This window comes from Geodermatophilus normandii (genome assembly GCF_003182485.1).
Classification (GTDB): domain Bacteria; phylum Actinomycetota; class Actinomycetes; order Mycobacteriales; family Geodermatophilaceae; genus Geodermatophilus; species Geodermatophilus normandii.
Map to the genome: position 1 here is coordinate 805,803 of NZ_QGTX01000001.1, position 13,090 is coordinate 818,892.

A 13,090-nucleotide genomic window follows, 5' to 3' on the forward strand; every position below is an offset into this window, starting at 1 on the left:
GGGGCCCGCGCCGAGCGTGCGAGGTGCGGGGGGAAGGGTGGTCCTTTCACTCGCAGGGGCCGGTGTCGACCTCGGCGGTCGCGGTGGCGCCGGCGCGGGCGGCCGGGGCGACCTGCTGGGCGGTGAGCGCGTAGCCGGTGGACGGGTCGTCGATCGCCGAGGCGAAGACCACGCCGAGGACCTGGCCGGCCGGGTCGAACAGCGGCCCGCCGGAGTTGCCGGCGCGCACCTCGCCGAACAGCGCGTAGACGTCGCGCTGCACCGTGCGGGTGTCGCGGAAGTCCGGTCCGCTGATCGGGCCCTGGTCGCGGACGCGGGCCGGGCCGATGAACAGCGCCCCGCCCCCGGGGTAGCCCATGATGATCGCGTCGTCGCCGGTGTCGGAGACCTCCGGGGCGAAGGCCAGCGCCACCTGCGGCAGGCCGGGCACCGCGAGCACCGCGATGTCGACCTCCTCGTCGACGTAGACCGTCGTCGCCTCGTACTCCCCGCCCTCGGCCTCGACCACGGGGTCGTCGACCCCGGCGAGGACGTGCGCGTTGGTCATCACCCGGCCGGGCGCGTAGACGAAGCCGGACCCGTCGATCTGCCGCGAGCACGACGGCGCGATGCCGCTGATCTTGACCACCGAGCCCTGCACCTGACCGACGACGGGGCTGCCCGCCAGCGCCGCGTCCGGTGCCTCGACCTCGCGGGCCTGGGTGGGGGTCAGCGGATCGAGGACGTCGGGCAGCCCGCGCCGGTCGATCGCCTCGCGCAGGGAGTCGTAGACCGCGCGGACGCTGTCGGGCACGGCCCGGTCGACCGCCTGCACCAGCGCCGACTTGCGCACCTGACCGGCCAGCCCGGGGAACGGGGCGCTGGCCAGCGGGGTGGCCACCATCCACGCCACCAGCAGCACCGCCACCGCCGACACCACCGCGCCGGCCACCGAGTCGAGCACCTCGGCCGGCTCCCAGGTGACCCGCCGGCGCACCGCCCGCCCGATCGCGCCGGCCAGCACCTGGCCGAGCAGCGCCCCCGCCAGGACGACGACGAGCGCGGCGAACACGCGGGTCACCGGCGACCCGTCGAGCCGGTCGGCGACCGGCCCGGACAGCTGGGCCCCGAGGACGGCGCCGCCGAGGAAGCCGAGGAAGGAGGTGGCCGACACCACCAGACCCTGGCGGAAGCCGGAGAAGGCGAAGCCGAGGGCGAGGGCGATGAGGGCGAGGTCGACCAGTGACATGGGTCAGCCGCGCACCGTCATGACGCCGGTCTGGCCGAGCTGGACGTGGAAGCTGCACTCGAAGGGGTGCTCGCCCGGCGCGGTGACCTCGAACTCGATGGTCTCGGTGTCCCCCGCAGCGAGCAGCGGGATCTCCTCGGGGATCTCCTCGACGCCGGCGCCGGGCGTGAAGCGGAAGTTGTGCGTGGCCTGCGTGGCGGTGCTCTGCACGGTCAGCCGCACCCGGCCGGGCGCCACGGTGAAGGTGTCGGGCACGAACACGTAGTCGTCCGGGGTCTGGATGGTGACCTCCTGGACGCCGTCCTCCCCCGTGGTCACCGTGCCCAGCGACGCGTCACTGCTGGACGGGGCCGCCCCCGGGTCGGCGCCGTCGCCGGAGCCGCAGCCGGCCAGCACACCGGCGGCCAGCACCGCACCGGCCAGCGCCGCCGGGAGGCGGCGCGTCCAGATTCCGCTCATCGGCGCGGAACCGTACGCGCCGCGGGGTCCCCGGGCCCGCCGTCGGCCACCGTCGGCGCGGCGGCGTCCTCCGCGCCGCCCTCCCCGAGCGACCCGGGCGCGGTCGCGGGGCGGCCGCCCGCCGCCTCCAGCGGGCGGACGTCGCGCTCGTCCCACGGCCGCGCCAGGCCGGCGGCCTCGAGGACCGCGTCGAGCAGGCCCGCGGTGAAGCCCCACACGACCATCCCGGCGACGCCGAAGGCCGGCCCGACGTAGCCCATCGGGTGGCGCACCCGGAACCGGTTCGCCGGGTCGGCGAGCTCGTCCAGCGGCACGCGAGCCACCCGGGCCACCTCCAGCGGGTCGCCGACGGCGACGTCGCGCGGGTCCTCCCACCAGGCGACGACCGGGACGACGAGGTTGTCCGAGGGTCCGAGGAACAGCTCCGGCAGCGTGGCGAGCGCCCGGACGCCGTCGGGGTCGACGCCGGCCTCCTCCTGGGCCTCCCGGAGCGCGGTGCCCACGGGGTAGTCCTCACCCGGGTCGGCGCCGCCGCCGGGGAAGGCCGGCTGCCCGGCGTGCGTGCGCAACCGCGCGGACTTCTCGATGAGCAGGACGTCGGCCCCGCGCGGGCCCTCGCCGAACAGGATGAGCACCGCCGACCGGCGCGCGGTGTCGGTGGCGCCCTGCATGCGGTGGCGCAGCGGCAGGTCCCCCGCCGCGGCCACCAGCCGCTGCAGGTAACCCGGCAGTCCGGTGGGGTCGACCCCGGGCAGCAGGCCGGTCACAGCTGCACGCCCAGGTGCTCGGCGACCAGGCCGCGCAGCTCGTCGAGGGACTCGACCGCCCCGGTGCGCACGAAGGCCACCGAGCCGTCGGCGGCGAGGAACACCGTGTGCGGCAGGCCGCGCAGCCCCAGCGCCGCGGCGACGTCGCCCCGCCCGTCGAAGGCGCCGGGGAGGGTGACGCCGGCGTCGTCGGCGAAGGAGGCCGCCTGCGGGACGCCGTCCTGGCTGATCACACCCACCACCCGGACACGGTCGCCGGCGAGGTCGGCGAGCTGCTGCACCAGCGGGAGCTCCTCCCGGCACGGGCCGCACCAGCTGGCCCAGAGGTTCAGCACGGTGGGCGCCCCGGGCGCGCGGCCGAGGTCGAGCGTCCCGCCGGTGAAGCACTCGATCGGCGCGACGCCCGACAGCTCGCCGGCCGCCGGTTCCTCGGGCTGCTCCGGGCAGGCCGTCAGCTCCGTCTGCGTGGCGGCGACGGTGGCGCGCCGCGGGGTCCCGGGCTCGTCGGCCTCGGCCGTGCAGGCCGACAGCGCCAGACCCAGGCCGAGCAGGAGCGCGGCGGTGCGGCGGGCGCTCACTCGGTGTCCGACGCCGCGGGCGTCTTCACCAGCTTCAGCGCCGCCTCGGGGTCGGTGGGACCGATGCCGTACGAGGGGCACCAGCGGGCCAGCCCGCACGCGCCGCAGGCGGCCTTCTTGGCGTGGCACACCCGCCGGCCGTGGAAGATCACGCGGTGGCTGAACATCGTCCAGTCGCGCTTCGGGACGAGCTCGGCGACCTCCGCCTCGACCTTGACCGGGTCCTCCTCGGCGGTCCAGCCGAAGCGGCGGACGAGCCGGCCGAAGTGGGTGTCGACGGTGAGCCCGGGGACGTCGAAGGCGTTGCCGAGGACGACGTTCGCCGTCTTGCGGCCCACACCGGGCAGCGTGACCAGGTCGGCCATCCGCCCGGGGACCTCGCCGTCGAACCGCTCCACCAGCGCCTGGGCGAGCCCGAGGACCGAGTTGGCCTTGGCGCGGAAGAAGCCGGTGGGCTTGAGGATCTCCTCGAGGTCGCCCCGGTCCGCGCCCGCCAGCGTCACCGGGTCCGGGTACTCCGCGAACAGCGCGGGCGTCACCCGGTTGACCGTCTTGTCCGTGGTCTGCGCGGACAGGACGGTGGCCACCAGCAGCTCGAAGGCGTTGGTGAAGTCGAGCTCGCAGTGGGCATCGGGGTGGATCACCGCCAGCTCGCGGGCCATCCGGCGGGCGCGGCGGGTGCGGGCCAGCGGCGTCTCGTCCGGGTCGAACGGCACGTCGGCCGGGCGGGCGGGTGCGCGGCGCGCTGCGGGGCGCGCGTAGGCCGGCGTGGACACGCGGTCGAGGGTATGCGTCATCGGCGACGGTCCCGGGCCCGTGTCATCATCGCCTCACAGGCCTGCTCCCAGCGACCGGACAGGAGGTGGACGTGGTCGCGCTCATCGTGATCCTCTTCCCGCCCATGGTCATCGCCTTCCTCCTGGTGATGGAACGGGTCGAGGAGCCGCTGCGCCGGCCGACGTCGCCGCGCGAGGTGGCCGAGTTCCTCGGCTCCGCGACGCAGGGCGAGGTCGACACCCTGGCCGCCTCGGGCATCCGCCGGGCGATGGCGCGCTGGCGCCGCCGCCGCCGCTCCCGGGTCCGCCAGAGCTCCGACTCGCTGGTCTGACCCGCCGGCCCGGACCGCGCACGGCGCGTCGCCGGCGGGTCCGTGCTCACCCCGCCGGGTCACCCGCGTGTCTCCGAACGGGTGACGGTGGGCACAGCCGCCTAGACTCCCCCTGGACGCGGGCGCTGCCGCCCCGCACGTCGAGCGAGAACGGTGGGGTGGAGAGGACACGTGGTGGACGAGGTGCTGGCCCAGTCGGGGCTCTTCCAGGGGCTCTCGGAGGAGGCCGTCGACCCGGTCGCCAGTCGTCTGGAGACGATCACCCTGCCGCGGGGCCGGGTCGTGTTCAACGAGGGCGAACCCGGCGACAGCCTCTACATCGTGCTGAGCGGCAAGATCAAGCTGTCCCGCCGCTCGCCCGACGGCCGCGAGAACGTGCTCGCCGTCATGGGTCCCTCCGACCAGTTCGGTGAGCTGTCGGTCTTCGACCCCGGCCCGCGCACCGCGACGGCCACCGCGGTGACCGACGTGAAGCTGGCCAAGATGCCGCAGTCGGTGCTCCGGCCGTGGATCGAGGCGCACCCCGAGGTCGGCGAGCGGCTGCTGCACGTGCTCGCCCGGCGGCTGCGGCGCACGAACGACTCGGTGGCCGACCTGATCTTCACCGACGTCCCCGGCCGCGTGGCCAAGGCGCTGCTGCAGATGGCCGACCGCTTCGGCAGCCGCGAGTCCGACGGCCTGCGGGTCAAGCACGACCTCACGCAGGAGGAGCTGGCCCAGCTGGTCGGCGCCTCCCGCGAGACGGTCAACAAGGCGCTGGCCGACTTCGTGCACCGCGGCTGGATCCAGCTGCAGGGCAAGTCGGTCGTCGTCCTCGACGAGGACCGACTCCGCCGCCGCGCGCGGTGACGTCGCGGTCCTCCCGGACCGCCCCGCGGCCAGGTGCCGTCCCGACCCGGACCGAGCCGTCCCCGCGCCCCTGCCGGGAGGCCCTCCGGCCCCCGTGACCGGTCCACACGCGTCAGAGGCCCGGAACCGACCCGGTTCCGGGCCTCTCGCGTGCGGTGCCCCCACCGGGCACCGCCCTGCGAGGTCGCGGGAGCGGCTCAGCGCCCCCGGGGGACGGCCGCTGGCCGCGGTGTGACCCGGAGGGTCACGAGGGGAGCGGCACCACGAGGCCGATCCGGGTGCCGTCGGGGAGCTCGGCGAAGCGCCCCTCGGGCGTGGTCCTCAGCTCCGGCATGATCGGGTGCAGGGGCTCCGGCGGGGAGCCGGCCAGCGCGGCGGCGACGTCCGCGAAGCCCGCCAGCTGGCTCAGCGTGTGGATGGTCGGCGGCAGCATCGGCCGGGTGCCCGCCCGCATCTGCGCCAGCGCGGCCTCCGGCGTCAGCCAGCTGGCCTCGTCGGCCTCACCGGAGACGTCGCGGGCCTCCTGGCCGACCGGCAGCGCGGCGGCGAAGAACCGGGTGTCGTAGCGCCGGGTCTCCTGCGGCGGCGTGATCCAGTGCGCGAACGGCCGGAGCAGGTCCGCGCGCAGCGCCAGCCCGCGGCTGGCCAGCAGCTCGGCCAGCGACAGCTCGCGGGTGAGCAGCGCCTGGCGCTGGGCCTCCCAGTCGTCCCCGGACACGTCCGGCACGACGTCGCTGCCGTCGGGCGACCCGGCCAGCAGCACGCCGGCCTCCTCGAACGTCTCCCGGACGGCGGCGCACACCAGCTCGCGCGCGGTCCGCGCGTCGCAGCCCAGCGCCTGCGCCCACTCGGCCGGTGCCGGGCCGGCCCAGGCGACGTCGGTGTCGCCGTCGCGCCGGTCCACCCCGCCGCCCGGGTAGGCGGTCATCCCGCCGGCGAACGGCATGCCGCGCGTGCGGCGCAGCAGGTGGACCTCCAGGCCCTCGGCGCCGTCGCGGAGCAGCAGGACCGTCGCCGCCGGGCGGATCTCGGTCGTCATCGCGCGCCGACGCAGGAGGCGGTGGAGCGGTCGCGGAGGGCCGGAGGACCTCCCGGCCGGGGCACGGGGAGCGGCTCCGCGCCCCAGGGGGACGGCACCGGGTCGCGGTGCCGTCCGGAGGACGGCGACGTCATCGCAGTTCGACGGTCAGCTCGATCTCCACCGGCGCGCCCAGCGGGAGCTCGGCGACGCCGACCGCGCTGCGGGCGTGGTGGCCGGCCTCGCCGAAGACCTTGCCCAGCAGCTCGCTGGCCCCGTTGACCACCCGGGGCTGGCCGCTGAAGCCCTCGGCGCTGGCCACGTAGCCGACGACGCGCACGATGCGCGCCACCGAGTCCAGGCCGACGAGGTCGTCGACGGCGGCCAGCGCGTTCAGGGCGCACAGCTTGGCGTCGGCGGCGGCGTCCTCCGGGTCGACCGAGCCGCCCACCTTGCCGGTGCGCCGCAGCCCGCCGTCGACGAAGGGCAGCTGGCCGGAGGTGAACACCAGCTGCCCGGAGCGCACCGCCGGCACGTACGAGGCGACCGGCGCGGCCACCGGTGGCAGCCGGATGCCCAGCTCGGCCAGGCGGGCGCGCCAGCTCGGCGCCTGCGTCCCCTGCGTCATCGCCGCCGCCTCAGGACAGCGGGCGCTTGAGGTAGGCGACCGGCTGCTCGGGGCCGGTCGGACCCGGCAGCACCGTCACCAGCTCCCAGCCGTCGACGCCCCACGAGTCGAGGATCGCCTTGGTGTTGTGGATCAGCAGCGGGATGGTGGCGTACTCCCACCTGCGGCGGGCCGGTTCGCTCATGGTGGACGACGCTAGCGCAGGCCACGGCACCGCTCAGCGGCCCCGCTGCAGGGGCCCGCGCCGAGCTCGCGAGGCGTGGGGGGCAGCGGGGTCCTTACCCTGGTCCGGGTGAGCCCCGACTTCCCCGTGCGCTGCCACGTCGTGACCGGCAAGGGCGGGACGGGCAAGACCACGGTCGCCGCCGCCCTGGCCCTGGCCCTGGCCTCCGAGGGCCGCACGGTCCTGCTGGTCGAGTGCGAGGGGCGGCAGGGCATCGCCCAGCTCTTCGACACCCCGCCGCTGCCCTACGAGGAGCGCCGGGTGGCGGTCACCCGGGGCGGGGGCGAGGTGCGGGCCCTGGCGATCGACGTCGAGGAGGCCCTGCTCGAGTACCTCGAGATGTTCTACAACCTCCGCCGGGCCGGCCGGGCGCTGCGCAAGATGGGCGCGGTCGACTTCGCCACGACGATCGCCCCGGGCCTGCGCGACGTGCTGATCACCGGGAAGGTCAAGGAGGCCGTCACCCGCCGCGAGGACGGCCGGCGGGTCTACGACGCGGTCGTGGTCGACGCGCCCCCGACCGGGCGGATCACCAAGTTCCTCAACGTCACCGGGGAGATGTCGGAGCTGACCCGCTCCGGCCCGATCAAGACCCAGAGCGACGGCGTCATGGCGGTGCTGCGCTCGCCGCAGACCGCGGTGCACCTGGTCACGCTGCTCGAGGACATGCCCGTGCAGGAGACCGCCGACGCCATCGCCGAGCTCACCGAGGCCCGCCTCCCCGTGGGGTCGGTGATCGTCAACATGGCCAGCGAGCCGGTGCTCCCGGAGGACGCCCTGGCCCGGGCCGTCGAGGGCGCCGTCACCGGCACCGACCTGGCGCCCGGCCTGGCCGCGGCCGGCCTGCCCGCCGATGCCGACCTCGCCGACGCGCTGGCCGCCGAGGCGGTCGAGCACGCGCAGCGGTGGGCCGCCCAGGACGCGCTGCGCGCCCGGGTGGAGTCGATGGGCCGCCCGCTGGCGGAACTGCCGCTGCTGCCCGGCCCGATGGACCTCGGGTGCCTGTTCGAGCTGGCCGGCCGGCTCGAGGACCACCTCGGTGCGGAGGTCGCCGCGTGAGCGCCGCCGAGGAGGCGGCGCCCCGCCCGGCCCGCACCGCCGCCCGCCCGGCGGCCGACCGGCAGGCGCCGCCCATGGACCTCGCCGCGCTCATCGAGGACGCCGACACCCGGATCGTCGTGTGCTGCGGCTCGGGCGGCGTCGGCAAGACCACGACGTCGGCCGCGCTGGCCCTGGCCGCCGCCGAGGCCGGCCGCCGGGTCGTCGTCCTCACCATCGACCCGGCCCGCCGGCTGGCGCAGTCGCTGGGCCTGGAGGAGCTGGACAACGAGCCGCGGCGGGTCGACGTCCCGGGGGCCACGGGCGAGCTGCACGCGATGATGCTGGACATGAAGCGGACGTTCGATGACATCGTCGTCGCGCACTCGACGCCCGAGCGGGCCGAGCAGATCCTGGCCAACCCCTTCTACCAGACCCTGTCGTCCTCGTTCTCCGGGACGCAGGAGTACATGGCGATGGAGAAGCTCGGCCAGTTGCGCGCGGCCGACACCTGGGACCTGATCATCGTCGACACGCCGCCGTCCCGGTCGGCGCTGGACTTCCTCGACGCGCCCAACCGGATGAGCCGCTTCCTCGACGGCACGATGATCCGGCTGCTCACCGCCCCCGCCCGGGCCGGCGGGCGGGCCGGGTTCAAGTTCGCCAGCGCCGGTTTCATGATCTTCACGCGGATCATCAGCAAGGTCCTCGGCGGCCAACTGCTGCGCGACATCTCCGCGTTCGTCAGCGCCCTCGACACGATGTTCGGCGGCTTCCGCGAGCGGGCCACCGCCACCTACGAGCTGCTGCGCCGGCCGGGGACGTGGTTCGTCGTCGTGGCGACGCCGGAGCCCGACGCCCTCCGCGAGGCCTCCTACTTCGTCGACCGGCTCTCCTCCGAGGGCATGCCCCTGGCCGGGCTGGTGCTCAACCGCACCCACCCGCCGGCGAGCACGCGGCTGTCGGCCACCCGGGCCGAGACCGCCGCCGAGACCGCCGCCGAGGCCGGGGACGACGACCCCGCCGCGGCCCTGGCCGCCGGCGCCCTGCGGGTGCACGCCGAGCGGATGCTCCTGGCCGCCCGCGAGCAGCGGCTGGCCGACCGGTTCACCAGCGCCCACCCCGAGGTGGGCATGCGGACCGTCCCGGCGGCCGCCGGGGACGTGCACGACCTCGACGGGCTGCGCACCATGGCCGAGGCACTCACCGGGCCCGACGGCGACACGCCGACGGGCGTCCCGCGGACCCGGGTGCTGCCCGCGCGCCGCGTCTGATCCCGGCCGGCCGCGTCGTCGCGCCCCGTACCCTTTCGGGTGATGTCTGCTGTCTCCCGCGCCCGGGTCCTGGGCAAGCTCGCCGCGTTCGTCGTGGTGGCCGGCGCACTCGTCGCCGGGATGCTGTTCCCCCTCGTCGGTGGCACCGGGCTGGCGGCACGCAACTCCGCGTCGCTGCTCGACGCGCTGCCGGTGGAGCTCACCGACGCCACCCCCGCGGGCAACTCCCGCGTGCTGGCCGCGGACGGTTCGCTGATCACGAACTTCTACGCGCACAACCGCACGGTGGTGGCCGCCGACCAGATCGCCGACGTCATGAAGCAGGCGCTGGTCGACATCGAGGACTCGCGTTTCTACGAGCACAACGGTCTCGACGTGCAGGGCACGCTGCGCGCCGCGGTGACCAACGTGGCCGCGGGCTCCGTGCAGGAGGGTGGCTCGACGATCACCCAGCAGCTGGTCAAGCAGACCCTGCTGGAGACCGCCGACAGCGCCGAGGAGCGGCAGGAGGCCATCGAGCAGGACGGCGTCGAGGGCCTGTCGCGCAAGCTGCGCGAGGCCCGGCTGGCCCTGGCGCTCGAGGAGACCTATCCCAAGGACGAGATCCTCACGCGGTACCTGAACATCGTGTACTTCGGGCAGGGCGCCTACGGCATCCAGGCCGCCGCCCAGCAGTACTTCAGCGTCAACGCCGCCGACCTGACCCTCCCCCAGGCCGCGATGCTGGCCGGGCTGGTGCAGAGCCCGACCAACGACGACCCGATCACCAACCCGGAGAACGGGCAGACCCGCCGCAACCAGGTGCTGCAGCGGATGTACGACCTCGGGCACCTCGAGGGCACGACCCCCGAGCAGCTCGCCGCCCTCATGGCCGAGCCGGTGCAGGTGGCGCCGGGCGTCAGCCCGCCCAACGGCTGCATCGACGCCGCCATCGGCGGCTTCTTCTGCGCCTTCATGCAGCAGTACCTGACCCAGACGCTCGGCATCAGCCAGGAGCTGCTGGACAACGGCGGCCTGACCATCCAGACGACCCTCGACCCGCAGCTGCAGACCCTCGGCGACCAGGCGGTGCTCAACACCCTGCCGATGGGCGACCAGCTCGCCGGCGTGTTCACCGCCCTCAAGCCGGGCACCGGCGACGTGCTGGCGATGAGCGTCAACCGGCGCTTCGGCTGCTCGGACCCCGAGTGCGAGTCCGTCGTCCTGCACACCGCGGCGAGCAAGGGCGCGGGCTCCACCTACAAGACGTTCACCGCCGCGGCGGCCCTCGAGGCCGGGATCCGCGCCAACACCGTGATCACCACCCCGGGCGACCGGTACACCTCCCGGGTGTTCCGGGGGCCGGCGTGCGGCGGCGACCGCGAGCAGTCCGACGGCATGTACTGCGTGGAGAACGTCGGCGACTACCCCGACACCCTCGACATGGTCGGGGCGCTGGTCCGCTCGTCGAACACCTACTTCGTCGCGCTGGAGGACCGCCTCGGCGGCGTGGAGGGCCCGGTGCGCATGGCCGAGCGGATGGGCCTGACCTTCGACCAGCCCACGCAGCACTCCGCCGAGGAGATCATCGACGGGAACTTCGGGTCGTTCACCCTCGGCGCCGAGGCCACCGCCCCGATGGACCTGGCCAACGCCTACGCCACCCTGGGCGCCCAGGGCACCCGGTGCACGCCGACCCCGGTCGTGCAGGTCCTCGACCGCAACGGCCAGCCCCTCACCGGCGACGACGGCCAGCCGCTGGTCCGGGACGACAACTGCACCCCGGAGTCCATCCCGGCGAACGTCGCCAACACGCTGGCCAACATCCTCGTCGGCGACACCGCCAGCAACGTGGGCACCGGCCAGCGGGCCAACATCCCCGGCCACGCCATCGCGGGCAAGACCGGCACCGCCCAGGGCCGCGACTCGGTCGCCTTCGTCGGCGTCATGCCCGAGTACGCCGCGAGCGTCATGGTGTTCAACCCGAAGGAGCAGCAGGACGTCGGCGGCTACGGCGGCAACATGCCCGCGACCATCTTCGCGGACACGTTCGCGCCCTACCTCGCCGACAAGCCGACCTCGGCCTTCCCGCCGGCCGACCCGGTGCTGATGGGCCAGGGCTCCCCGGCTCCGCAGCCGACGCAACCGACGCAGGGTGCGGAGCAGCCGGACCAGGGCCCGGCCGACCAGCCCGCCCCCGACCAGGGCACCGCGAACGGCTGGCCCGGCAACGGCGGCGGCTGGGGCGGTTTCGGCAACTAGCCGGTCGGTGGACGGCCGCCGACCACCGACGGGCCGGCGGCAGAGGTGGCCGTCCCTGCCGCCGGGGGTGCTCAGGCGAGCTGGCGGCGGACCTCCGCGGCCACCCGGGAGCCCTCGGCGCGGCCGGCGACCACCGCGTTGGCCGCGCCCATCACGCGGCCCATGTCCTTCATCCCGCTCGCGCCGGTGCGGGTGACCGCGTCGGCGACGATCGCGGCGAGGTCGGCGTCGTCGAGCTGGGCGGGCAGGTAGCCGGCGACCACCTCGCCCTCCGCCCGCTCCCGCGCGGACTGCTCCGTGCGGCCGGCGGACTCGAACGCCTCGGCGGCCTCGCGACGGCGCTTGGCCTCCCGGCGCAGCACGCCGAGCACCTCGTCGTCGGACAGCTCGCGGGCCTCCTTGCCGGCGACCTCCTCCGCGCTGACCGCCGCGAGCACCATCCGCAGCGTGGCGGTGCGCAGCTCGTCGCGGGACTTCATGGCGGTGGTCAGGTCGGCGCGCAGCTGGTCCTTGAGGTCAGGCACGTCTCCAGCCTGGCACGACGTCCCTGCCGGGCACCCGTCGGCGTCCGGCCCTCCCCGTAGGCTCCGGCCCGTGCGCTGGTACACCGCCCTCCCCACGGCCACCGTCGCGGCGAGCGCCTCCACGGCCGCCTACGCGTCGCTGGTCGAGCGCAACCGCTGGACGCTGCGCCGCTTCGACGTCCCCGTGCTCGCCCCCGGCTCCGCGCCGCTGACCGTGCTGCACCTGTCGGACCTGCACATGACCGCCGGACAGCGCTCCAAGCGGGACTGGGTGGCCGCCCTCGACGGCCTCGAGCCCGACCTCGTCGTCGACACCGGGGACAACCTGGCCGGGACGGACGCCGTCCCGACGGTGCTGCAGGCGCTGGACCCGCTGCTCGACCGGCCCGGCGCCTTCGTCACCTCGTCCAACGACTACTACGCGCCGCGGCCGAAGAACCCCCTCAGCTACCTCACGGAGCCCGACAAGCGTGTCCACGGCATCGACCTGCCGTGGCACGACCTGCGCGACGGGCTGACCGGCCGCGGCTGGCTGGACCTCACCAACGCCCGCGGCGAGCTTCCCGTCGACGGCCGCCGGATCGTGTTCGCCGGGTGCGACGACCCGCACATCGGGCGGGACCGCTACGACCTGGTCGAGGGCCCGGCCGACCCGACGGCGGACCTGCGCATCGGCGTCGTGCACTCCCCCGAGCCGCGGGTGCTCGACCGATTCGCCGCCGACGGCTACGACCTGCTGCTGTGCGGGCACACCCACGGGGGCCAGCTGCGGGTCCCGTTCTACGGCGCGCTGGTGACCAACTGCGGCATCGACCGGGAGCGGGTCCGCTGGCTGCACCGGTGGGCCGAGCCCGCGCCGGGGCGGCCGAACGGCACCTGGCTGCACGTCTCCGCGGGCCTGGGGACCAGCCCCTACGCGCCCGCCCGGTTCGCCTGCCCGCCCGAGGCGACACTGCTCACGCTGACCGCGCGCCCCGCCTGAGGAACGGCCCGACGACCGGCCCGACCCGCCGCCGGGCCGGTCGCGCGGCTCGGCTACAGTGGTCGAGGAACGCCGGGGTGTGGCGCAGCTTGGTAGCGCGCGTCGTTCGGGACGACGAGGCCGCAGGTTCAAATCCTGTCACCCCGACTCCAGCCGAGGGGCCGCCGGAAGGC

At 75.3% G+C, this 13,090-nt stretch carries 15 protein-coding genes and 1 tRNA gene; 7 read left to right on the top strand and 9 right to left on the bottom strand.

Going from position 1 to position 13,090, the window contains the following annotated elements:
- Positions 1-46 precede the first annotated feature (46 nt).
- The 5 genes from JD79_RS04085 to nth are packed head-to-tail and all read right to left on the bottom strand — an operon-like array spanning position 47 to position 3,808.
- Positions 47-1,228: a MarP family serine protease gene (locus tag JD79_RS04085; RefSeq protein ID WP_110004494.1), complete on the bottom strand. Its 1,182-nt coding sequence runs from the start codon at positions 1,226-1,228 to the stop codon at positions 47-49.
- A 3-nt stretch (positions 1,229-1,231) separates the two neighbouring features.
- On the bottom strand, positions 1,232-1,687 hold the full coding sequence (locus JD79_RS04090; RefSeq protein ID WP_110004495.1) for a cupredoxin domain-containing protein: 456 nt from the start codon (positions 1,685-1,687) through the stop codon (positions 1,232-1,234).
- The gene (locus JD79_RS04095; protein ID WP_245899657.1) at positions 1,684-2,454 is read right to left on the bottom strand and encodes an NUDIX hydrolase; all 771 of its coding nucleotides are present in this window, start codon (positions 2,452-2,454) and stop codon (positions 1,684-1,686) included. The genes JD79_RS04090 and JD79_RS04095 overlap by 4 nt, the downstream gene beginning before the upstream one ends.
- Positions 2,451-3,032 (bottom strand): TlpA family protein disulfide reductase, encoded by a 582-nt coding sequence (locus JD79_RS04100; protein WP_110004496.1) that lies wholly within the window; start codon positions 3,030-3,032, stop codon positions 2,451-2,453. Before JD79_RS04100 ends, JD79_RS04095 begins: the two co-directional genes overlap by 4 nt.
- Complete coding sequence (gene nth, locus JD79_RS04105; protein WP_245899659.1) at positions 3,029-3,808, bottom strand: endonuclease III; 780 nt, start codon at positions 3,806-3,808, stop codon at positions 3,029-3,031. The genes JD79_RS04100 and nth overlap by 4 nt, the downstream gene beginning before the upstream one ends.
- Before the next feature lie 92 nt (positions 3,809-3,900).
- Here nth and JD79_RS04110 point away from each other — a divergent pair, with 92 nt between their 5' ends.
- Together JD79_RS04110 and JD79_RS04115 are read left to right on the top strand one after the other, a co-directional pair.
- The gene (locus JD79_RS04110; RefSeq protein WP_110007410.1) at positions 3,901-4,140 is read left to right on the top strand and encodes a hypothetical protein; all 240 of its coding nucleotides are present in this window, start codon (positions 3,901-3,903) and stop codon (positions 4,138-4,140) included.
- A gap of 174 nt (positions 4,141-4,314) precedes the next feature.
- A complete protein-coding gene (locus JD79_RS04115; RefSeq protein WP_110004498.1) occupies positions 4,315-4,989 on the top strand; it encodes a Crp/Fnr family transcriptional regulator in 675 nt (224 codons plus the stop codon).
- 244 nt (positions 4,990-5,233) lie between these two features.
- On the opposite strand, the gene JD79_RS04120 is transcribed toward JD79_RS04115, so the two are convergent.
- The 3 genes from JD79_RS04120 to sp36 all read right to left on the bottom strand — a co-directional run bounded on the left by JD79_RS04120 (position 5,234) and on the right by sp36 (position 6,819).
- Positions 5,234-6,028: an NUDIX hydrolase gene (locus tag JD79_RS04120; protein ID WP_110004499.1), complete on the bottom strand. Its 795-nt coding sequence runs from the start codon at positions 6,026-6,028 to the stop codon at positions 5,234-5,236.
- Positions 6,029-6,158: 130 nt separating this feature from the next.
- Complete coding sequence (locus tag JD79_RS04125) at positions 6,159-6,635, bottom strand: RidA family protein (protein ID WP_110004500.1); 477 nt, start codon at positions 6,633-6,635, stop codon at positions 6,159-6,161.
- Positions 6,636-6,645: 10 nt separating this feature from the next.
- Positions 6,646-6,819, bottom strand: coding sequence for a Sp36 family protein (gene sp36, locus JD79_RS04130; RefSeq protein ID WP_093577674.1), 174 nt, complete (start codon positions 6,817-6,819; stop codon positions 6,646-6,648).
- Positions 6,820-6,927: 108 nt separating this feature from the next.
- Here sp36 and bagA point away from each other — a divergent pair, with 108 nt between their 5' ends.
- The 3 genes from bagA to JD79_RS04145 are packed head-to-tail and all read left to right on the top strand — an operon-like array spanning position 6,928 to position 11,411.
- On the top strand, positions 6,928-7,917 hold the full coding sequence (gene bagA, locus JD79_RS04135) for an ATPase BagA (RefSeq protein WP_110004501.1): 990 nt from the start codon (positions 6,928-6,930) through the stop codon (positions 7,915-7,917).
- The gene (gene bagB, locus JD79_RS04140; RefSeq protein WP_245899661.1) at positions 7,914-9,170 is read left to right on the top strand and encodes an ATPase BagB; all 1,257 of its coding nucleotides are present in this window, start codon (positions 7,914-7,916) and stop codon (positions 9,168-9,170) included. Before bagA ends, bagB begins: the two co-directional genes overlap by 4 nt.
- Positions 9,171-9,212: 42 nt before the next feature.
- Positions 9,213-11,411, top strand: a complete 2,199-nt coding sequence (locus JD79_RS04145; RefSeq protein WP_110004502.1) for a transglycosylase domain-containing protein — start codon at positions 9,213-9,215, stop codon at positions 11,409-11,411.
- A gap of 71 nt (positions 11,412-11,482) precedes the next feature.
- Here the strand turns inward: JD79_RS04145 and JD79_RS04150 are convergent, their stop codons facing one another.
- Positions 11,483-11,935, bottom strand: coding sequence for a GatB/YqeY domain-containing protein (locus JD79_RS04150; RefSeq protein WP_110007412.1), 453 nt, complete (start codon positions 11,933-11,935; stop codon positions 11,483-11,485).
- Between the two features lie 70 nt (positions 11,936-12,005).
- Between JD79_RS04150 and JD79_RS04155 the strand changes: the two genes are divergently transcribed.
- The gene (locus JD79_RS04155) at positions 12,006-12,917 is read left to right on the top strand and encodes a metallophosphoesterase (RefSeq protein ID WP_211307857.1); all 912 of its coding nucleotides are present in this window, start codon (positions 12,006-12,008) and stop codon (positions 12,915-12,917) included.
- Between the two features lie 73 nt (positions 12,918-12,990).
- Positions 12,991-13,064: transfer RNA gene (locus JD79_RS04160), tRNA-Pro, on the top strand.
- Positions 13,065-13,090 lie beyond the last annotated feature (26 nt).

Bases quoted from the DNA above. Each gene is read 5' to 3' on its own strand.
- JD79_RS04085 (WP_110004494.1), bottom strand. From the start codon at position 1,228: ATGTCACTGGTCGACCTCGCCCTCATCGCCCTCGCCCTCGGCTTCGCC.
- JD79_RS04090 (WP_110004495.1), bottom strand. From the start codon at position 1,687: ATGAGCGGAATCTGGACGCGCCGCCTCCCGGCGGCGCTGGCCGGTGCG.
- JD79_RS04120 (WP_110004499.1), bottom strand. From the start codon at position 6,028: ATGACGACCGAGATCCGCCCGGCGGCGACGGTCCTGCTGCTCCGCGAC.
- JD79_RS04125 (WP_110004500.1), bottom strand. From the start codon at position 6,635: ATGACGCAGGGGACGCAGGCGCCGAGCTGGCGCGCCCGCCTGGCCGAG.
- sp36 (WP_093577674.1), bottom strand. From the start codon at position 6,819: ATGAGCGAACCGGCCCGCCGCAGGTGGGAGTACGCCACCATCCCGCTG.
- JD79_RS04145 (WP_110004502.1), top strand. From the start codon at position 9,213: ATGTCTGCTGTCTCCCGCGCCCGGGTCCTGGGCAAGCTCGCCGCGTTC.